The organism is Clostridium sp. JS66 (genome assembly GCF_033561535.1).
GTDB classification, from domain to species: Bacteria; Bacillota; Clostridia; order Clostridiales; family Clostridiaceae; genus Clostridium_AM; species Clostridium_AM carboxidivorans.
In genome coordinates, this window is the sequence record NZ_CP131467.1 from 1,671,569 (window position 1) to 1,691,194 (window position 19,626).

At 29.5% G+C, this 19,626-nt stretch carries 21 protein-coding genes and 1 pseudogene; 13 read left to right on the top strand and 9 right to left on the bottom strand.

Features of this window, described 5'->3' with window-relative positions:
- Positions 1 to 180: 180 nt before the first annotated feature.
- Positions 181 to 1,563, bottom strand: a complete 1,383-nt coding sequence (locus Q6H37_RS07945; RefSeq protein WP_318740709.1) for an MATE family efflux transporter — start codon at positions 1,561 to 1,563, stop codon at positions 181 to 183.
- 356 nt (positions 1,564 to 1,919) lie between these two features.
- Positions 1,920 to 2,429, bottom strand: coding sequence for an HXXEE domain-containing protein (locus tag Q6H37_RS07950; RefSeq protein WP_318740710.1), 510 nt, complete (start codon positions 2,427 to 2,429; stop codon positions 1,920 to 1,922).
- Between the two features lie 153 nt (positions 2,430 to 2,582).
- On the opposite strand from Q6H37_RS07950, the gene Q6H37_RS07955 reads away from it, so the two are divergent.
- On the top strand, positions 2,583 to 3,152 hold the full coding sequence (locus Q6H37_RS07955) for a TetR/AcrR family transcriptional regulator (protein WP_318740712.1): 570 nt from the start codon (positions 2,583 to 2,585) through the stop codon (positions 3,150 to 3,152).
- 354 nt (positions 3,153 to 3,506) lie between these two features.
- Here the strand turns inward: Q6H37_RS07955 and Q6H37_RS07960 are convergent.
- Positions 3,507 to 4,358: pseudogene (locus tag Q6H37_RS07960) on the bottom strand (nitroreductase family protein).
- 46 nt (positions 4,359 to 4,404) lie between these two features.
- Between Q6H37_RS07960 and Q6H37_RS07965 the strand changes: the two are divergent.
- Both Q6H37_RS07965 and Q6H37_RS07970 read left to right on the top strand, forming a co-directional pair.
- Complete coding sequence (locus Q6H37_RS07965; RefSeq protein WP_318740714.1) at positions 4,405 to 4,713, top strand: hypothetical protein; 309 nt, start codon at positions 4,405 to 4,407, stop codon at positions 4,711 to 4,713.
- Between the two features lie 4 nt (positions 4,714 to 4,717).
- Positions 4,718 to 4,948, top strand: coding sequence for an HAD family hydrolase (locus tag Q6H37_RS07970; RefSeq protein ID WP_412523934.1), 231 nt, complete (start codon positions 4,718 to 4,720; stop codon positions 4,946 to 4,948).
- 34 nt (positions 4,949 to 4,982) lie between these two features.
- On the opposite strand, the gene Q6H37_RS07975 is transcribed toward Q6H37_RS07970, so the two are convergent.
- From Q6H37_RS07975 to Q6H37_RS07995, 5 genes are all read right to left on the bottom strand, one after another.
- A complete protein-coding gene (locus Q6H37_RS07975) occupies positions 4,983 to 5,546 on the bottom strand; it encodes a flavin reductase family protein (RefSeq protein WP_318740717.1) in 564 nt (187 codons plus the stop codon).
- Between the two features lie 168 nt (positions 5,547 to 5,714).
- The gene (locus Q6H37_RS07980; RefSeq protein ID WP_318740719.1) at positions 5,715 to 6,242 is read right to left on the bottom strand and encodes a class I SAM-dependent methyltransferase; all 528 of its coding nucleotides are present in this window, start codon (positions 6,240 to 6,242) and stop codon (positions 5,715 to 5,717) included.
- Between the two features lie 147 nt (positions 6,243 to 6,389).
- The gene (locus tag Q6H37_RS07985; RefSeq protein WP_318740721.1) at positions 6,390 to 6,797 is read right to left on the bottom strand and encodes an Rrf2 family transcriptional regulator; all 408 of its coding nucleotides are present in this window, start codon (positions 6,795 to 6,797) and stop codon (positions 6,390 to 6,392) included.
- Between the two features lie 68 nt (positions 6,798 to 6,865).
- On the bottom strand, positions 6,866 to 7,606 hold the full coding sequence (locus Q6H37_RS07990) for a methyl-accepting chemotaxis protein (protein ID WP_318740723.1): 741 nt from the start codon (positions 7,604 to 7,606) through the stop codon (positions 6,866 to 6,868).
- A gap of 71 nt (positions 7,607 to 7,677) precedes the next feature.
- Entirely contained in the window at positions 7,678 to 7,896 is a 219-nt protein-coding gene (locus tag Q6H37_RS07995) for a type IV pili methyl-accepting chemotaxis transducer N-terminal domain-containing protein (protein ID WP_318740725.1), read from the bottom strand.
- Positions 7,897 to 8,115: 219 nt separating this feature from the next.
- Here Q6H37_RS07995 and Q6H37_RS08000 point away from each other — a divergent pair, with 219 nt between their 5' ends.
- The 8 genes from Q6H37_RS08000 (at position 8,116) to Q6H37_RS08035 (ending at position 15,217) form a co-directional block, all read left to right on the top strand.
- Positions 8,116 to 8,682, top strand: coding sequence for a hypothetical protein (locus Q6H37_RS08000; RefSeq protein WP_318740727.1), 567 nt, complete (start codon positions 8,116 to 8,118; stop codon positions 8,680 to 8,682).
- Between the two features lie 69 nt (positions 8,683 to 8,751).
- Positions 8,752 to 10,041, top strand: a complete 1,290-nt coding sequence (locus Q6H37_RS08005) for a hypothetical protein (protein WP_318740729.1) — start codon at positions 8,752 to 8,754, stop codon at positions 10,039 to 10,041.
- A 109-nt stretch (positions 10,042 to 10,150) separates the two neighbouring features.
- Positions 10,151 to 11,368 carry a hypothetical protein gene (locus Q6H37_RS08010; RefSeq protein ID WP_318740731.1) on the top strand — a complete coding sequence of 406 codons (1,218 nt, stop codon included), beginning with the start codon at positions 10,151 to 10,153 and terminating at the stop codon, positions 11,366 to 11,368.
- A 146-nt stretch (positions 11,369 to 11,514) separates the two neighbouring features.
- Positions 11,515 to 11,934: a hypothetical protein gene (locus tag Q6H37_RS08015; protein ID WP_318740733.1), complete on the top strand. Its 420-nt coding sequence runs from the start codon at positions 11,515 to 11,517 to the stop codon at positions 11,932 to 11,934.
- Between the two features lie 194 nt (positions 11,935 to 12,128).
- Positions 12,129 to 12,869 carry a DUF4253 domain-containing protein gene (locus Q6H37_RS08020; protein ID WP_318740735.1) on the top strand — a complete coding sequence of 247 codons (741 nt, stop codon included), beginning with the start codon at positions 12,129 to 12,131 and terminating at the stop codon, positions 12,867 to 12,869.
- Positions 12,870 to 13,029: 160 nt separating this feature from the next.
- The gene (locus Q6H37_RS08025) at positions 13,030 to 13,758 is read left to right on the top strand and encodes an ATP-grasp domain-containing protein (protein ID WP_318740737.1); all 729 of its coding nucleotides are present in this window, start codon (positions 13,030 to 13,032) and stop codon (positions 13,756 to 13,758) included.
- A 122-nt stretch (positions 13,759 to 13,880) separates the two neighbouring features.
- Positions 13,881 to 14,309 (top strand): VOC family protein, encoded by a 429-nt coding sequence (locus Q6H37_RS08030; protein WP_318740739.1) that lies wholly within the window; start codon positions 13,881 to 13,883, stop codon positions 14,307 to 14,309.
- 314 nt (positions 14,310 to 14,623) lie between these two features.
- Positions 14,624 to 15,217, top strand: a complete 594-nt coding sequence (locus tag Q6H37_RS08035) for an SMI1/KNR4 family protein (protein WP_318740741.1) — start codon at positions 14,624 to 14,626, stop codon at positions 15,215 to 15,217.
- Between the two features lie 144 nt (positions 15,218 to 15,361).
- Here Q6H37_RS08035 and Q6H37_RS08040 read toward each other — a convergent pair whose 3' ends face one another.
- The gene (locus tag Q6H37_RS08040) at positions 15,362 to 16,660 is read right to left on the bottom strand and encodes an aromatic amino acid transport family protein (protein WP_318740743.1); all 1,299 of its coding nucleotides are present in this window, start codon (positions 16,658 to 16,660) and stop codon (positions 15,362 to 15,364) included.
- A gap of 561 nt (positions 16,661 to 17,221) precedes the next feature.
- Here Q6H37_RS08040 and Q6H37_RS08045 point away from each other — a divergent pair.
- Both Q6H37_RS08045 and Q6H37_RS08050 read left to right on the top strand, forming a co-directional pair.
- On the top strand, positions 17,222 to 17,890 hold the full coding sequence (locus Q6H37_RS08045; RefSeq protein ID WP_318740745.1) for a transcriptional regulator: 669 nt from the start codon (positions 17,222 to 17,224) through the stop codon (positions 17,888 to 17,890).
- A gap of 330 nt (positions 17,891 to 18,220) precedes the next feature.
- Positions 18,221 to 19,264 (top strand): uroporphyrinogen decarboxylase family protein, encoded by a 1,044-nt coding sequence (locus Q6H37_RS08050; protein WP_412523935.1) that lies wholly within the window; start codon positions 18,221 to 18,223, stop codon positions 19,262 to 19,264.
- Positions 19,265 to 19,626 lie beyond the last annotated feature (362 nt).

Below are 19,626 nucleotides of genomic sequence, written 5' to 3' on the forward strand. Positions count from 1 at the left end.
GGATAAGTTCTTCTAAGACTCAGATGGGTAAAATGTCTAAATGACATTTTACGAGCTTTGCTCCGGCAATAAATATCTAAATGGTATTTTACGAGCTTTTGCTCAGGTAAGAGGTATTCCTTATAAGCAAACTCCACCTGAGTCTAAGAATCACTTGATGTTATTAGCTTGAAAATTATCCTAAACACATACATTTTTATTTTTTTCTTCAATTACGTTTAATTCATTCATCTTTTTTATCTCACGATATATAAAAATTAAAGATATCATTGCAGTAAGAAAATCAGATAACGGAACAGATACAAAAATACCATTGACTTTAAGAAATATTGGGATGATTAATATTAATGGTATTAAAAATAAAAATGGTTTCATTATTGATAAAAATAATGCAGGCTTAGGTTTGCCAATATACTGAAAAAAACTTGCAGTAATTACTTGAACACCTACTAAAGGACTCATAAATATCAGTACTCTTAAAATAGGAACCGTAAGTGTTATTAATCCATTATCAGATGTAAAAACACCTGCTATTTTATTTGTAAAACCAATAATTATAACTAAAAATCCCAATGAAATTACAACTGATGTTAAAATTCCAAGCTTTAAGCTTTGTTTTACTCTATTGAATTTTTTAGCACCATAATTAAATCCTATAATAGGCTGAAGAGCTTGTCTAATTCCATACATAGGAATAGTAATAAAACCGAATACACGATTATATATACCAATTGCAGAAACATATAAGTCAGAGCCTCCATAAATTTTTAACGAATTATTTAATACTATGGCTAGAATTCCATAAGCCAGTTGAGTCATAAAGGTGGACGTTCCTAAGAAAATAGCTTCTTTTAATAACTTTATATTGATTGCTAAATTTTTAACTTTTACTCCTAAAATTTTGCTATTAAAACATATGTATACCAACAAAAATATGAAACATATTATTTGGGAAATGTCTGTAGCAATTGCAGCTCCTTTTATCCCATATTGAAGTCTTGTAACCAATATGTAATCTAACGGAATATTAATTACAGGTCCTATTATCATGCTTATCATAGCAATATTAGCATGTCCTTCTGATTGTATGATGCTATTGCAAACAATACTAAAAACGAAAAAAACACTGCAATATAAAGTAATTCTAAAGAATGTTACAGCATAGGGGAGTATAGTTTCTAAGGAACCAAAAACATACAATATAGGTCTGATGAAAGTAAGGCCCATAACCATAATTAAAATTCCTAATAGAATAGAGGATGTTAATGCAGTACCCACAGCCTTTTCAGCTCTTATTTTATCTCCGGCTCCAAGACTTCTGGAAATTACAGAAGCAATTCCAACCCCGATCATTTGAGAAAGAGCCAGTATTATTTGTTGAATAGGAAAGACTATAGTTAAAGCTGCAATTCCTAAGCTGCCACTAGGCTGATTACCTATAAAAATTGCATCAATAATATTATATAATACATTAGCTAAAAATACGCTTGCAGCAGGAAGAGAAAACTTAAAGAGTAATTTTTTGATATTACCTTCCAAAATAAAATTTTCAAGTTCAGTCATATTATTGCCTCCAAAAAAGTTATATTGAATTATATATTTATAATAGATTGTTAATTATATTACTTTTCATATACAATCACTTCCTTAATTCATAATAAAATACCAATTGGATTTAACTCTTAAGGACAAGTATACCATTAAATGCTATTTTTATAAACTTGTACCTATGACAATAATTATCACTTTTATTCTGGTATTATTTGACTTCAAAAAACTATCAATCTAATGAGATGTATTGCAAGGGTTAAAGCTATGAAAATCATAGAGGTGAGAGTATAAACTTCACAATGTATTTAAATTTTTACTAAGGGGATGTAACGTTGTAAGTTACGCCCCTATTCTTTATTAACATATAATCATTCCACCAATTTAGAAAATTTATTAATGTGTTTATGCAATATCTTCATATTTACGAAAGCAAATACAATCCCTATCGTTACCCAAATAGTAATTTCAATAACAGAGTACCCCAAGATATTCTGAGCAAGTTTTAAAATATACCAGCATGGAATAACTGTCAGCCATGCTGTTATTTCACCAGGAACATAATGACGGTAGGACAATGGTAATAATATAATATGCAATAAAATTAGATGCACGATATTTGCCACGAGCAAACCGTACCACAAACCATAAAATCCAGTAATATTACCAATCATAGTAGCTATAAGCCATAAAATCAATTCTTCAAATACACCTATTGCGAATCCAGCTGTATTTTTTGTGCCTCCAAAGGGTGTTATAGGCAGGCGGACATATTGTTTTAAATTCTTTTTGCACCAGTGCTTTGCCATAATAATTTCTTCCATATCGTGTACAATAAATAATAATGGAAACAACCATACAAACCATTTTAATTCATTCATTTTTCATTCCTCCTTTGTTATTTATTTTACTCATTTACTTTAATGTTTCAAACATCAATATCTAAGTGTTTATGCACTTAAAATACAAAAATAATACAAAGTGTTGTTTATCTATATAAAATATTTTAAAATAATTGTATGGAGGAATTGCATATGAATCAAAATGATTTGCGTGTTATAAAGACAAAAAAATATATAGAAGAATCTTTTATTTATTTACTAAGGCAAAAAGACTTTAACAAAATAACAGTGCAAGATATATTGGACAGGGCTTTGATTAACCGCTCTACATTCTATAAGCATTACACAGATAAATATCAGCTGGCAGAAACTCTTTGCAATGAAGTGTTTGACTTACTAATAACCGGTGTGAAAAATCGATTTGAATGTGCTAATGTAGAAGATGCTCTTATGGTTATAAAACCTTTATATCAGATACTATCTGTTAAACGAGAAGAAACTTTAGCTCTTTATACCATTAATACAGATACGATTCATTTATATGATGATATGTCTGATTTTTTAAAGAGAAGTTTTTATGACCAGTATAAAACAAAGAATAAAAAGTCCCCTGACATTTTAGATTATTTGTCAGAGTTATATGCAGCACTTGTTATGACTTCAATTAGGTGGTGCCTGCAAAATGATGGATATGAAGAATTGACTAATCATACTCAAATTTTTTTAAAATTAGCAGAAGTGTTTGACTATCCATGCCAATAATAATATCATAATTGTGCTTATTAAATAGTTATTATCGAAATAATGTGTAATTTAAATTATTTACATGACAATTAGAAAAAGAAGAAGTTCATGTTGAGTATTAAATTCAAATTTGTAGAGTTGAGATAAAATAATTTTAATTTGAAAGATTATACGGAAAAAAATATAAAAATAGAGCTGTAACCAAATATAGCTAAATGTTATCCATTCCATAAGAACCTGGGGTCTTATTAAGGCGAACTTTTGAGTTCGCCTATAGTACCACTGAGGTTATTGTAGAAATTGGAAGTTTCTATTTGCTTTTGCATGATACCATTTTTAAAAATAGGAAAATCTGTTGCCAGAGCCCCTATATCAAAAATACAATTTCACAATATCTAAATACAATTTCCAGGATACATCTGCAGCTTTTCTTGGTACAGTTCTCATATATTTAACTTTTGGATATCCTATCACCATACAGGTAACAACTTGTTTACCTTCCTTAACTCCAAGGAAGTCCAAAATCTCTTTATTGTCCTGTGCAGCTCTTACGAAAAATCCACTGAAGAAGGTTCCAAGCCCTAAGGCATTAGTCATTAATTCCATATTTGAAGAAGCCAAGGCTCCATCTACAACTGAATTAGCTGTAACAATTACTAGTGCTGGAGCATTGAAGAATAGTTTGTCATTGAAATTAGGATTTTCTAAATATTCTTCGTACATTTTTAACCATAACTCAGCATATCTCTTATATGCCATAGTCTAAGGAGTTAGATTAGCTAACATAGTTTCTCCTATTTTTTTCAGACTTTTAAGAGTTAAAGCTTTAAGTTCTTGTATTCCTTTTTCTACTACTATATAAGATACATCCTGCATATTACTGCCAGTTTGAGTAAATCTTCCTGCTTCTATAATTTTAGAAATCTTCTCTTTCTCTACTGGCTTATTTTCAAATTGTCTTATAGTTCTTCTAAACTTAATGAAATTCAATAAACTATCAGGCTGTACTGAAAATTCCTCTTTATTATATTCCTTTACATCTTCCATATTGTATTCATCAGTTGTTATTGCTGCTTTAGGGCATACTGCTATACAATGGCCACATTTAAAACAAGTTACATTGGTAATCTTAGCTTTGTTATCAACCATTTCTATATCCTTTGGAAAACAATCCTTAACACATAATCCACATCCTACACACTTTTCAGTATCTACTTTCATCATATTACCATCTCCATTCATGTTTTTATTTATTGTAAACTCAACTTTCATGTTAAAAAATGTTACACTTGTAATTTATTGTATAAGAAATAATGTTGAATTTTTTATATACACTATTGATAATGTATATTCTAGTAAAAATAATCCTAAGGCTAAAAAATATGAAATTTTAAATAAGTCATTTTCAGAGGATTTAAGAATACCAATAAAGTATGTAAATGATGAAATCATAGAAAATTTAGATGAAATTGATGCTTTTAAAATTTTGCTGGTTTGTAAAGATACTGAACGGGTTAAGTTGGCAGAAAGTGATTTTTCAGAAATTCAGGATATTACAATGGTAAGTTCACTAAAGTAAAGTTATTGCTTTTGGAGATAATTATAATGATATTGAGATGTTTAGACAAGTAGGAATGCCTATAGCTATGGGAAATGCAGTTGATAAGGTTAAATTAGAAGCTAAATATGTAACTAAATCAAATGATGAGTTTGGTATAGCTTATGCAATTGATAATTTCATAATGAAAGAAGAACTATTAGCAACAAAAACTGTTCCAGTTTTTGTAAGAGGACGGACCCTTTACAAAGATTAGAAGTGAAACGAGCAATCTTTGTTGCTAATTTATCTTATTTAGGATCAGTGGAATTCATGGTTCTATATGTTTCAAATATTGAACCAACTTTATCCTTTAGATCAAAGTACCCTGAATCCATCATTATTGTTGGTTTAACTTTTAGAGCATTTGGTTTCCCATCTTCCAAGCAGTTTTCATTCACATATACTGCAACAATTTCTCCAAGGAACATTGTAAAATCAAATACAGGAATTGACTGTATTACCTTACAAAGATAGTTCACAGGACATTCTTTTATCATTGGCGCATTTCCTGCATCATCATAAAAGGAATCAAAAACGTTGGATTTATCTTCTTTATTACCAGAGACACACCCACAGAAATCAGTCTTATCAATAGCTTCAGAGGATGGTATGTTTACACTAAAGAATCCATTTTCTACTACACCCGAAGTTGTATAGTGGGAATTTTTCAATGAAATATATAATACAGGCTTCTCACTTACAACACCATATGCACCTAGTGTGGCATAGTTTGGTTTTCCATTAACCATCGCCCCTGCTAAAACTGTAATAAATGGTCCAAAAGGGATATTTGCTATTTTCTTCTTTATCATATTCTTTCTCCAATCCATATATTTATTTGTTGCAACAATATTAATTATATGGATAAATAAAAAAAAATATAGACTGTTTCTTTTCTATGAGTTATCATATAGATAGATCACGCCCCAAAATAAATGCTCTTGAGATTTAGATCTATTACTTGCTTTGTATAAAAAGAGCTATTCAATCAATGGAATACATTTTAAACAATTATCTAGTTCATATTGTATTTTCCATAACTTGGAATCTAATATTATTCTTTGTGCTTCCTCTGATGTCATATGATGTGTGCTAATAAATAAAGTACCATCTTTCTTAATAAGGCGATATAATTCTTTTAGAAATACATTTTTGTCTTGAACCATATGAAACATGTCTATAGCAATTATTATATTGGCTGCATTATCTCTTATTTCATTAATATTCTTTACTAACACTGTTTCTACATTTGTAAGTTGGTATTTGTTAATTTTCTTTTTTACCGATTCTATTGCTAGCTCATGAATATCAACGGCATAAACCTTGCCATTTTCACCAAGCAATTCTGATATTTTTTTAGTGTATCCACCTGATCCACAACCATAGTCAATTACAATATCTCCATTTTTAATATTAAATTTATCGCACTCTTCGTTGATTGGAGCAGTTCTATCTCGCTCTTCTAGCATAGAAATCATACCTTCCACTGTGAAATTATTTTCATGCATAAAATTAACCCTCCTCATACTAATTTAAAATTCTTAAGTTCTTAGATAGTGAATATTTTACTTTCTTATAAAGTATATTAAAGATGTTTTATATCTCTAATTGAAGTGACAAGTCCCATTAGGACTTAATCGAAGTAATATATATGACTATTCTTCATTAACTTCAAAGTTTTCTTCGTGAGCTAGTTCATATATTTTTTTGTTTTGCAGATAACTTTCCATTAGTTTTTCAGCGTCTACCATTACTTTATGAATAGGACATTTACTTTCGTTAAATTCACATTTAAATAAAGCAAAGTTTCCTTCTACTGCATTGATAATATCTATAAAAGAAATTTCTTCTACCTTCTTACTAAAAAAATACCCACCATTTGCTCCTGAAGTTGAATCTATTATACCAGCTTTTACTAACTGAGTTAGTATCTTAGAAAGATATGTATCGGATACATTAAAGTGCTTCGCAAGGGCATATACACTAAGTTTTTTACTTTTAGCATTTTCAATCATATATAAAATTGTGTGCAAAGCATAATTAGTTGCTTTCGTATATTTCAAATAATCACCACCTAAAATACATTAAAGAGCTTTTATGTCTATGATTATAGTGTCAACTATCAATCTTGTCAATAACTAAATTTATTTATATCTATGGTCAAATTTTCTGTACTCTTCCTTGATAGTGAAGCTTGATGCATTATTTCACTGGATTCTTGATTTATTATGTTAACGGCTTCGGTCACTTTGGCATTTATATTTTGTATTTCAAATATTGTAGCTTTTGATTTTTCGGCTAGATTTCTAACTTCCTCATTTATATTTGTGTTTAGGTCTGAGGTATTTTTTGAAATATTGGTAATTAACGCTTCAATATGGCTTGAAGCACCTTTTATGTTATTTACTAAATTTTTGAGAGAACACAACATAATTTCTGTAGAATTTTCAATTTCACCAATTTCATCTTCACGTTTTTTTCTGTTTTCATAGATTACATTAGAAAGATCTTCTGTAGAAATAGTGTTCAAATTACTAACAGCAATTTTTAATGAATTTACTATTGATTTGTTTACAAATAGTACAATAATAATGAAAGTTATAAAAGTTATAATGGTAATAAAAAGTTGAACAATCTTTATTAAATTAATTTTTGCTTCAGATTGTTTTTGAAGAGAAGTAGCAATATCGTTAGATAGAGATAACAAATTATTATTATTTTCAGCTATAAATTTAATGGATTTAATATCATTTTTTTCTAAAACATTTTTTACACTTTCATAAAATGGTTTCCACAGATCATCAGCTTTTTGAGCTATAGGAACATTTTTTCCTAAATTATTAATGGTTACTTCTGTGTTATTAGTATGCAAAGTGGTTGCACTGTTTAAAAATGCTTTACTAGTTTTGTCATAAAGGTCCGCTGACTTTTTTAAGTCTGCCTTTAGTCTATATTGGCACCTTGGATTTTATCATTTTGAACAAGTAAAAAGGTATCTTTGCTCATTGTCTGACTTAGCATTCTTTGTCTACCAGCTAGATTAACTAAAAGAGCATCTTGCTTTTGTAATTTAAGCATGTTTAAAATAAAAATGAAATTAACTATAATTAGTAATAGTAGAATGAGAAAGCTGCCAATAATTTTGAATTTGATACTTTTCATAAAGGTTCCTCCTTTATACTCTTTCATGATGCTAATAAAGTTTTTAGGTTTATCAATTTTATTTTTGTTTATATAAAAGCATTTTGCAGTATATTATAGCTTTAAATGGATGATTATACCGTGGTTATAATCACATATTGTATATATTTTCAATTTATCAACAAAAACTATTCTGGTTATTGTATAATAATTTAAAATGTTAATTCATAGGAGGATTTTATGAGTTGGAGCAAAATGAAACAAAGTCTAGAGAGTTTTCTTTGCCCTGCATTATATGGCAGAGTAGAATATGGTGCAACTAGCTACCGATATTTACCTGATAAAGCTGGGCAATGTTATATAAAGGTAGATAAAAAGAACATATTCAATATGAGTGATACAAGCACCTTAATTAGATGGTATAAGACAGAGCAGGAAATAAAAAATGATCCAGATATTCAAATTCCTATTGATAATGAGGAAATTGAAATGGTTAGAAAGAATACAAAGGGCACAGTACCAGAGGATAGGTTAAAAATAATTGCAAGAAATAGAAAAATATCAGAATATGCAAAGGAAATACTATCTGCACAGTCAGCATTAAGCAAATCAAATTTCAATGATGTAGTGAATAGATTTTTAACTATTTCTATAGAGGAAAGTTTAGAGAGTAAGGATATATTATTAAATGTATTGGCATTGGTGGACAGACGTGTGGGAAAAAAGCGACTTTTAAAGATGGCTGAGAAAATGAAGTTGAAGCACCCAATTGTGCAGTACTTTTATGAACTGCGGCTTAGCAATTGATATAGGAAACTGACTTGAGCATAGATGCTGATTATAATCTATGCTCAATAAAATGAAGGAGAAAGTATTATGGAATTTAAAATAACTGAAGGATTAAATATGATATCCATAGGTTTAGGGGAAATAGGCAGTTACCTAAATTTTCATAATCCAATATCGGTTACATGGTACGATTGCAGCGGTTCTGTTGGAAAATATCTATGCCTTTTACCCTATAATAAAAATTATAGGAAAGAACTAAGAAATAGGATAATTGATAGTTTGAATGGTGATTTCTCTGATAATATAGAAGGACTGCATGAAATATTAAAACCTCTTTTTCAGCTTTTTCCTAATGGAAACTATTCTTTGAATTTTTATAACAGCAGTGAAAAAGCTTTTTTTGCATATAAAACTTCAAATGATAATTATTCTAATGTTCATTATGAAGATTGGAAAATTATTTTTTCTGAAAAAGATACAGATATTGAAAATACTGAGAAAATTAAAACTTCTTATGAGAAATATTTGATTGAAAAAGCAAAAAATAATGGATTTGTACCTAGCATATTGGAATATTCTACTTCTGGTTTTTATGATGGATATTATAAAGCTTTAATTGCTACACAACCTTTTTCAGAAATAAACAAAGAAAGGGTTGCTTATTTTGAAAAGGAAATTAAGAAGGGGAATAGACCAGCTGCTATCATATATAATTGCTATTTAAAAGAACAGGATGATGAATCTGCAGATTTTGTGCTTGATGGTCATCATAAATTATTAGCATATCAAAATTTAAAGATACATCCTCCAATAATTGAAATTAAATATTTGCCACAAAGCAGAGATGAGGTGTACTTTAACATAGAAAAGTTAATCCAGTGTCTCTATCCTTGGCAAATTGAGCATATTTTAAGTCATTGGGAGGATAAAGAAGAATACTTTAGTGAAGTTCTACAAAATTCCAACAGCAGCATTCATAATTTCATTAAAAATGGGCAGGTAAGGGAATTTTACAAAAATGGACAACTAAAACATGAAGCATATTACATAAATGATAAAATACATGGTGAATCACGAGGGTGGTTTGATAATGGACAACTGCAGTATGAACATTTTTATAATAATGGTATAAAGATTGGCCTTTGGAAAGATTGGTATAAATCCGGGAAAATACAATATGTGCAGCCATTTAATGATGAGGGAAAATATAATGGGCATTTAGTATCTTATTATGAGAATGGTCAAATTAGATGGGAAGAATTTTTAAAGAATGGCATCAATGAAGATGGAGTATCTTATCTTTCTTGGTTTGAAAACGGTAATAAGGAAGCTGAGCTTAAATATCTAGGTGGCCGTATGGTTGAGAGGAAGAAATAGAATCTTAAGGGAGAGTTAATATTATGATGAAAGAAGCTAATGGGAATATGAGAGCTTGAATTCAAAAATAGAGTTATATTTTTACATATATAAGAAAGGTGAAGTTATAGTGGAAACTCAAAATATTGAGAAGTTAAGAAAATTAATTGCAGCATCAATTAAAGATTGCAGAAATGTTTTGAAGGAAGCAGATAATGATGTTGAAAAAGCTTTTGATTTATTAAAGCAGTATAAAATGGCACCAATTGTTCAAAAGACAGGTATTAGTGTAAACGAAGCTTTTGAGATATATAAACAATGTAATAGTGATATTGAAAAAACTATGGAAAGAATACTATACATAAAAAAAGCACCAATAGTGAAAGAAACCGAGTATCTTCCAGATATGTTTAGACGATCTAAAGATGGAGCTAGAATCCTTAATCGAATATTGGCATATTTAGCAAGAGAAATTGGAAGTAAGGAATATGATACCTTTATGGCTTTATTGCCAAGCCTCAAAGATAATTGGCAGTTATTTGATTACTATGGTCAGGAGTTTACTAAGACATTGATAGAGCTTCTTATTAAAAATAATAACATGGTTAATAGTGAGGAATATAAAAATCAAATTAGTAAAGCTGATGAGTTTGATAGACAAGCAATAATCCAAAGAAACAATATGGACAGAAGCTTATTAATTGAAACTATAATAAATTCTATAAATACAGATGAAGCTGATATTCTTAAGAAAAAATATTGGGTTGAAAACTATAGCTTGAATAAGCTTTTGGATGATTATGTAGTATTATGTAATGATAATATGTGTGAAGATGCTGCACATTGTTTGAATAACTTTATAGATCTTGGTATAAGTTCTGTAGAGGTATTTACAAAATTAGCTGAGAATTTAGAGGATAAAGAACATACCATAGCTATTCTTTCTAGAATGAACATTTATGAGTGGGGCGAAATTCCAGATAGATTTTCTGAACTTTTGATGGAGGTAAAAAAAGCAGCTAGAATGCTTGGACGTTCAAATGCTATTTGTCAGTTTCTATTAGTGGTTCATCCATTATGTGGAGAGAATGTTAATAAGAGCACTCTGCAATTTTCATATTTTTCATATGCTGGAGCTTGTTATGATTGGAGTTGGAGCTCATCAAGAACTGCAGATAGAATGGTGGAAGCTAAAATACTATCATTAAGAGAGGCAAAGATTTTTGAGAAATTAGGAGATATATTATTAAAGGAAGACAATTTGAATTCTATTAAAATTAGAGAACTATATGGTGAATTTTTTCGAGGTAAAGATCCATTTGATGTAATATATACATTGCCAGATTAGGATAAATAGGCAATGGGGACAGCCAACCTTGCGTAGCTTGTCATTTTGAACTTAATATAGACATTGGAACAAGAAAAACTTTTATCACTAGAAAAGAATTTTTTTGTTCCACTTTTGTGTAATGAAAGTGAAAAGTACTTTAGAAGGTGATTATAATAAAAGATGATATACAAGTAAAAATAGTAAAAATGGAATGGCTTTCAGAAGAAGCAAATGAGGCTGTTGTGACATTTGAGATTAATAATAAAGAATATCGTGCATTTGGATTCCCTGTAAATTTTGAGGTCGGAGCCTCTTATAGGGTTGAATTTGATTTTTTAGAGGGAATAGAGATTCAGTGGGAAGTTATGTTTAGTGAGAATAAAGATAAAGTAAAGGATCTAATTATTAAGCCCAATAGTACATGGTCATATTCTGCATTTGGACAAATAGTATCTATTAATCCTGTTATAGTTGATTGTGGTATTGCAGAATTCAATTTAGGTTATTTTTCAAGGGATGAACGATTAATAGGAGAGTATACTTTTTTTGATATTGCGAGATTAGATATATATGATAAAAATTGAAGGTGAGTTACCATCCTGAACTTATAAAGTTAAGAAAATCAATCTTTTAGCACTTGAGAATACAGTATTAGATGTAAACAGATGTACTCGTGAAGAAATACTTGATGAAGTTATAAAGAGTATGTTTGTAAACTCTTAATTAAGCTAATAATGGGAAGCAGAAACAGATATTATGAAGGGATTGTTTTACTATAATGTGTTATGAAAAAAAAGAAATTGAGTATATCATAGAATATTTAAACTGTCCTTGTGAAGTTTTCCGAAAAGGAACTCAAAGCTTTAGTATGAAAAAATATTTATGGTACCTTAAAGAAGGAAAAATTAAAGGATATACGCCGCTAATATTGTGTATGGAGCCCTGCAATCAATTGTTTATCCACAAATCTGATAAAAGTAGAAGAAAATTTATTAGAAAATCAAAAAAGTATAAAATAACCAGCCATGAACTGTGTTACTCAGAGTATTATGAGGACTGCATTAAATACCTAGATGAATATGGAGATAAAGAAACAATAATAGATAATGCTTATATACGAAATAAGTTTAGTTCCTATTTGGATAGAGAAGAAAATCTTAATTATAATATTGTTTTAGCAAAGATACCAACAAAAAAGCCATGGAAAGTAGGAGCCTATTTGTATGAAGGTGGTCATTATGAGTATGATCATCAAATTGAAAGACAAATTTCAGTTATGGAATATTGGTATTCTAAATATAGAGCTATTCCAGCAGTGGTAAGCCATAATAAATGGGAGTTTTATGTAGAGAAGTTACCACATAATATTGAAGAGGCAAAATTACTTGCCATGGAACACTTTGTTTTTTGCTTTGATAGAGTGGCACAGCATTCATCTATATCACTGGATGAATATACCTTAAAAGAGCTTGCATTAGAGCTTTTGCATTCACATGTTTGGTTCTTTTGGTGGGATTAAGGTAAAATGATGGATTATCAGCAATAGAATTAGCTAAGAAACGTAATAGAGTTAGAATGTACAATTTAATAAATGAAGTCCTTGGTTTGAATTCAAATTATTTATGATTGACTTCGAAAGGCTAAAAACATTAAACTTTAAACACATGGAGGAAATTGGTATGAAGATATATATTAAGAAAAATTCCAAGGGAGAAATTGCTAGCCATAATATTTATTTAGCATATGAAGGCTTCATGGATATGGGATTTGAAATTATATTTTATGAGAATATAGATGAAGTTACAGATAACAGAAAAGAAGATTTGATAGTTGGAACAATTGAAGATACTAGAAAAACTTTAAGTAAATTTAAAATTGAGGTTCCGGAGATATGTTATCCTGATGAACTAAAAGCTTTTTTAGGAAGAAAGGTATGGAAATCAAAATTAAGTAATATAGAAAATGATCCTTCAAAGTGGAATATATTTATTAAACCAATAGAAGGTAAAAGATTTACTGGGTTAGTGGTTAAAGAATTTAGAGATTTCATAGGGCTTAGAAATGGTGAAAATGATATAGATATTTTATGTTCTGAAACTGTAAATTTTGTTTCGGAATGGCGCTGCTTTGTAAGATACGGAAAAATACTAGATGTCAGAAGATATAGGGGTGATTGGAGAAACTATTTAAATCCCAAGATTGTTGATAAAGCTATTTCAGAGTTTATTTCCGCTCCTTATGGTTATGGAATAGATTTTGGAGTAACAGATAAAGGAGAAACATTACTTATAGAAGTAAATGAAGGATATTCTCTGGGTTCATATGGATTACAAAGCATAGATTATGCAAAATTGCTATCAGCTAGATGGGCAGAGCTAACAAATAGTGTGGATGAGTGTGACTTTTAAAGATGGCCGAGGTTCCATTGGAAAATATCTCTACCTTTTACCTTATAAAAAATTCAAAAAAGCTAACAATAATTGAATAGTATTATTTATAACAAAACACTTAAATAAGAGGAAAGAAGGTAATGAGTGTGAAAGTCAGACCATATATCTATTTTTATGGTGAATGTGAAGAGGCAGTAAACTTATATTCAAAAGCTTTCAAAACAAAGGCAAAAAATATAATGAGATTTAGTGACATTCCACCAAACTCCAACATGCCGCCGCTTTCAGAAAAACAAAAAAATTGGATTATTCAAGCCACTATTCAATTGGGAGACAATTTAATCAGGTTATCTGATTCATTAGAAAAAATAAATAAGGATGGTTCCCTTGTTTGCATATGTGTAGAAGGTAATGTTGATGAAATACAACATGCATTTTCAACTTTGAAAGAAGGTGGGGAAGTTTTAACCCCATTAGCTAGAACATTCTTCAGCACTTGCTATGGTTCGCTTATAGATAAATTTAAAGTACACTGGGAATTATCTGCTGAGGTTCAAGAACAAGATTAGAAAATACTTTATAGAGTAGACGAAATTATAAAAGTTATAAATGAGCTAGAAGTATTGCTCGCAGAGTTTGATGATGAAATATCTAATGCGGTGATTGATAGAATTGAAATTCTTGAATCAACGCATTTTGTTTTTGTATTAAGGAATGAATGAGGACTGAAGAAATAATAATAGCTTGTGATGGTGATATAATTAAAGCTGGTAATAAGTTTATGATATCTCTTTTTGTCTTGTGAAAGTCAAGTGTCTAAAAAGAATAAGTTACCAGAATCAGCAATAAATTAAATATCATTTTAATATTGGAGGTTTAAAGAATGGAATTAGTGGAAAAGTTTTTAACAGGTTTGAAATCAGCATTACCACAAGATGAACTTAAGGAATTAGATGTGGCGACAGGTGCTAAAATAGAGGATATTAATGAGCTCAGATTAAAATATCCAAAATGCCCTGAGTCTCTTATCTCTTTGCTTCAAAATATTGATGGAACATATTGGAGACAATATGGTGAAAAGAAAATTTCAGTTTGTATTTTAGCTTCAGATGTTAGTGGAGGTAGCTATCCTTATTATTTGATGTCTGTGCAGCAGATACTTGAAAGTTCACAAGAGGATGAAGATGTATCATATCTTCTTGAAGATGAAGAAGATGATGATGAGGTTGTAGATCCTAAAATAAATTTAGAAGGACTTCTTGGCGGGACATATATTCATTTTTCTGATTGCATGAATAATGGTGGAACGTCAAGACTTTATGTAGATTTTAATCCTTCAGATAAAGGCATATGTGGTCAAATTGTTCGATATTTGCATGATCCTGATGAATATAGAGTTATTGCAGATAGTTTTGATGAATATTTGCAGGATTTAATAGATAATGATTTTATTTATTTAAAGGATGAAGAGGAGTAAAAATGTATAAATTTAAATATAAAACACATAAAAATCATAACCCCCTTGAACAATCAAGGGGGTTATCCTGTATTAAATATGTAAAGTTTTATTCAGCGATATAATATTAATTTTATTTAGAGTTTTATGTATTTCTAAAGAATCCTAGAAGAATGCTTTAATACTTGATAAAACTACTAGTAATCCTACAATAATAACAAATGCATTACTAAGGCTTTTTCTATATTTAGATAATGTAGGTACTTTGTATATTGCGTACATAGGTAATAAGAATAGAATTATTGCAATTAGTGGTGAATTAACTCTATCTATAAGATCAAGAATACTTGGATTTTTATAAGCAACTAGCCAACATGTCAAAATCATAAATCCAACAATAATGTTTTTAACTGTTTTACTATTTAAATCTTTTCCACAAGATTTAGCACCCTGAACAATAATGTCTTCCAAACCTTCATATGCTCCTATATAATGTCCAAGGAAAGATTTTGTAATGGCAACTAAAGCAATGATAGGAGCTCCATAAGCGAATAATGGCATCTTATATTTGTTAGCAAGGAAAGAAAGAACTGGTAAATTTTCTTTTTTAGCAAGTGCAAGGTCAGCAGAAGTTACACTTAAAACAGTACTGAACACAAAGAACAATACAACACAAATTGTTACTGTATAACATACCTTTTGAATTTGAGCACATTTGCGGTCTACATTTTCCATTCCATAAGTTTCACGCTGCTTAACAACAAAAGTAGATATCATTGGAGAATGGTTAAATGAAAACACAATGATTGGTAGAATAAACCAAGCTACTCCTAATACAGTAGTAATACCAACTTTTCCATTTGCTGGTGCAAAGTTACCGGCTAAACTTAAATTTGATACATTCCATTGTGGAATCAAATATATAGATAAAAAAACTAAGGTTGCTATAAATGGATATACAAGATAGCTCATTACTTTTACAGTGATATCTTGTCCAAAATTTACAATGAATATTAGAAAAAGAACTAAAATAAGTGATAATATCATTCTTGGTGGTGCTTGCATATTCATTTGATTTTGTAAGAAACTCTCTGCAGTATTAGTTAATGAAACTGCATACATTAATAGTATTGAATAAATAGAGAAGAAATAGACAACATCAAAAACTTTACTTGCCGTATTTCCAAAATACTCTCTTACAGTAGCTGTAATTCCCTTATCACCAGATTTAGAAAAATAAATCATTTTTGCCATGGCTCTGTGTGAAAAATACATGATAGGGAATGCAATTATAGTAATTAAAAGTAAAGATAATATTCCGCCTGCTCCTGCATTAATTGGTAAGAAGAGTACACCTGCTCCAATTGCTGTTCCAAAAAGGCTCATTGCCCAAGTTGTATCTTGGCTATGCCATTTATTAGGATTTTTATATTCTTTTGTTTCCTGAAATTTTTCTTGAATCATCTTTAACGTCTCCTTTATACTTCTTTTCCGATTTGGTATCGCACTTATTAAAGAGAATATTTATTCTCTTTGCTCGAAACCGTTATCATTATGAGCAGTAAGTCTTCAAGACTTAAACTAAACCCATCAATTTAAATATGTATTATTTCAATTGATTATTTATTTTATTTTCACCCCCATATTGTTATTTCGAAAATTTAGTAGTAAAATTTGAATTGTGAGAATAAATAGTTATCAATATAATAATTTTTTATTGCAATAAGAATATAACACACGAAAAATGTAATGTCAACATAATATAGCAGAAATTTGTATAATAGAGTCTAATGGATAATTAGTTTAAAAAAATTGTTTTAAGCCATAGCAGTCGTAGTTCAAATTATTATTTTTGAATTTATCCTTTTTTATAAATACATTAAATGTTTTTAATCTTTATAATAATTCATTTTGATGCTATAATATATACAAGTTTCAGCCATCGTTTTTAGTAGTCCTGTATTCTAAATACTAAAAAATGGTGGTTCTATACATTTAAAAAGTCAATTTACTACTATTAGTGAGGTGGAAACTTTGAATGACAGAGAATTAATTGAAAAACATATACCTATCGCAGAATTTATATCAGCACTTTTGGGAGATAATTGTGAAGTTTTAATACACGATGTTACCGATCCAAATCATTCTGTAATATTTATAAAAAATGGACACTTAAGTGGTAGGAGAATAGGGTCACCTATTACAAATCTAGTCCTTAACATAATACAGAATAAGAGCTACAAAAATAAGGATTTTGTGGCAAATTATAAAGCAGAGGGAAATTTTAAAACCTTTAGATCTGCAAGTTATTTTATAAAAAATGAAAAAAATAAAATAGTAGGAGCGATATGTATAAACATAGATATAGAAGAGTACAATAATGTAAAAAAATTAATGGATAAACTCAGTTTTATATGCGATGAGTCTGAGAAAGAAATTGAAGATATAAAAACCCAGGAGCAATTCTATGATAATGTAGATGACATCCTCCATACTATGATCCACGATATAATTCGCGATGTAAACATAGATCCTCAAAGAATGTCAGCTGACGAAAAAATGTATGTTGTAAAACAACTATACGACAAAGGTACATTTAACCTTAAAGGTGCAGTTGTAGAAGTTGCAAAGGCACTCCAAGTATCAGAACCTACAATATATAGATACCTTAACAAATTTAAATCCACTCATTGAAATAAGCAATTTTGATGTTAATTTAGGACATGTTTTATTGAAATGAGAAATAGTAATATGAGCATTAATGGTTTGAAAAATAGCTATTGATGCTTTATTTTTTTGTTTTTACTTAGGTGAAGTTTGTCTGCGACCACTGAGCAAATTACTGATTAGCATCAGATAAATTAGCAGAAAATAATAGTATATAGGTTGACTATTATTTTTTTTTATATTTGTAGAAAAACGTAGAAAAAGTTAGTATAATTTGAGGTTAGATAAACTATAAAAAATATAAGAATATTATAAATTATAAAGGAAGGTAGAATTGTGGGGATTTTTAGAGAGGAAATGACTTCTAAAGAGAGAAGAGAAGCCTATTTTAGGGGAGAAGAAGTAGATAGGTTACCTTGCGCTATTATGTTTGAAGAAACCGCAGCAGTATATGCAGGCATAAATGTTGAAGAATACTATTTTGATTCTAATAAAATGTTGGAAGCTGAAAAGTTTATAGTAAGAGAATTTGGAGCAGAAAGCTGTGGAATTAATGTGACTTTAAGAGGACTAGGAGAAGCACTTGGGAGCAAAATGGGATATAGTGATTCAAGGGCCTCATTTTTAATAGATCCTGTTTTAAAAGATTATAAAATGTTAGATAACATGGAGGTTGTAAACCCTTATAAAGATGGCCGACTTCCAATAACATTAGAAGCGCTGGGTAAAATAAAAAAAGAATTAGGTAATGAAGCAAGTGTTGGAAGTGGAGTATCAGGGCCTGTTAGTGCAGCTTCTGCCATTAGAGGAACAGAAAATCTTATGAAGGATTTTATACAAAATAAAGAAGGTGTACATAAGTTATTGGACTTTATAGTAGAGTGTAATTTAGCATATGTTGAAGCCGTTTATAGAGAGCACGGATTAATGTGTGGTATTGGAGACCCTATATCCTGTGCAAATTTAATAAGTCCTAAGCAGTTTAGGGAATTTTCAAAACCATATCTTAGTAAAATGATAGATGGTATATATAAGATAACTGGTGAAAAACCATCACTTCATATATGTGGAAAAACAAAAGGAATTTGGAACGACCTGCGAGATTTAAATATATCAGCTTTTAGTGTTGATAACTGTGAAGATATGGAAGAAGTTAAAAATGCACTAGGAGATAAGGTGTGTTTGGTTGGAAATATTGATCCTGTTTCAATTATAAGAAATGGCACAGTAGAAGATGTTTATAGAGAAGTCAAAAGCTGTATAGAAAAAGCAGCAGATAGTCCAAATGGATATATAGTTGGATCTGGATGTGATATTCCTGGTGGTGCTCCAATTGAAAATATAAAAGCAGTTATAGAAGCAACTAAAAAATATAGTGGAAGGATTTCCATTAGAAGATAATATTTCAGTAAAAATAAGGGAACATTCTTAGATTTGATTTATACAAATCTAAGGATGTTCCCATTTTGTTTACACTCGCTATATAATATCTATTTCATGATACTTTTTTTAGCATTTATTGCAACTGTTCTTGGACTTGGAACAATTCTTGGTAAGATGCTTGAGATAAGCACCAATAGGATATAATTACTGTTGATACTTTTTTGTGTGTAAAATTTTGGCTGATAACTATTGATAAAAAAGTAAATTAATTCTAAGATATTATTATAAAAATTAAAATAATAGAAATGTGTTTATAGGTAAATTTAATTTGCATTGTAATGTTCGCAAAATAGAATTGATGTAAAAATAATATAGTAAGG

What these genes read in the sequence shown, in the direction of transcription:
- Q6H37_RS07945 (WP_318740709.1), bottom strand. Translation starts at nt 1,563, where the DNA reads ATGACTGAACTTGAAAATTTTATTTTGGAAGGTAATATCAAAAAATTA.
- Q6H37_RS07950 (WP_318740710.1), bottom strand. Translation starts at nt 2,429, where the DNA reads ATGAATGAATTAAAATGGTTTGTATGGTTGTTTCCATTATTATTTATT.
- Q6H37_RS07955 (WP_318740712.1), top strand. Translation starts at nt 2,583, where the DNA reads ATGAATCAAAATGATTTGCGTGTTATAAAGACAAAAAAATATATAGAA.
- Q6H37_RS07965 (WP_318740714.1), top strand. Translation starts at nt 4,405, where the DNA reads ATGTTAAAAAATGTTACACTTGTAATTTATTGTATAAGAAATAATGTT.
- Q6H37_RS07975 (WP_318740717.1), bottom strand. Translation starts at nt 5,546, where the DNA reads ATGATAAAGAAGAAAATAGCAAATATCCCTTTTGGACCATTTATTACA.
- Q6H37_RS07980 (WP_318740719.1), bottom strand. Translation starts at nt 6,242, where the DNA reads ATGCATGAAAATAATTTCACAGTGGAAGGTATGATTTCTATGCTAGAA.
- Q6H37_RS07995 (WP_318740725.1), bottom strand. Translation starts at nt 7,896, where the DNA reads ATGAAAAGTATCAAATTCAAAATTATTGGCAGCTTTCTCATTCTACTA.
- Q6H37_RS08000 (WP_318740727.1), top strand. Translation starts at nt 8,116, where the DNA reads ATGAGTTGGAGCAAAATGAAACAAAGTCTAGAGAGTTTTCTTTGCCCT.
- Q6H37_RS08005 (WP_318740729.1), top strand. Translation starts at nt 8,752, where the DNA reads ATGGAATTTAAAATAACTGAAGGATTAAATATGATATCCATAGGTTTA.
- Q6H37_RS08020 (WP_318740735.1), top strand. Translation starts at nt 12,129, where the DNA reads ATGTGTTATGAAAAAAAAGAAATTGAGTATATCATAGAATATTTAAAC.
- Q6H37_RS08025 (WP_318740737.1), top strand. Translation starts at nt 13,030, where the DNA reads ATGAAGATATATATTAAGAAAAATTCCAAGGGAGAAATTGCTAGCCAT.
- Q6H37_RS08030 (WP_318740739.1), top strand. Translation starts at nt 13,881, where the DNA reads ATGAGTGTGAAAGTCAGACCATATATCTATTTTTATGGTGAATGTGAA.
- Q6H37_RS08035 (WP_318740741.1), top strand. Translation starts at nt 14,624, where the DNA reads ATGGAATTAGTGGAAAAGTTTTTAACAGGTTTGAAATCAGCATTACCA.
- Q6H37_RS08040 (WP_318740743.1), bottom strand. Translation starts at nt 16,660, where the DNA reads ATGATTCAAGAAAAATTTCAGGAAACAAAAGAATATAAAAATCCTAAT.
- Q6H37_RS08050 (WP_412523935.1), top strand. Translation starts at nt 18,221, where the DNA reads ATGACTTCTAAAGAGAGAAGAGAAGCCTATTTTAGGGGAGAAGAAGTA.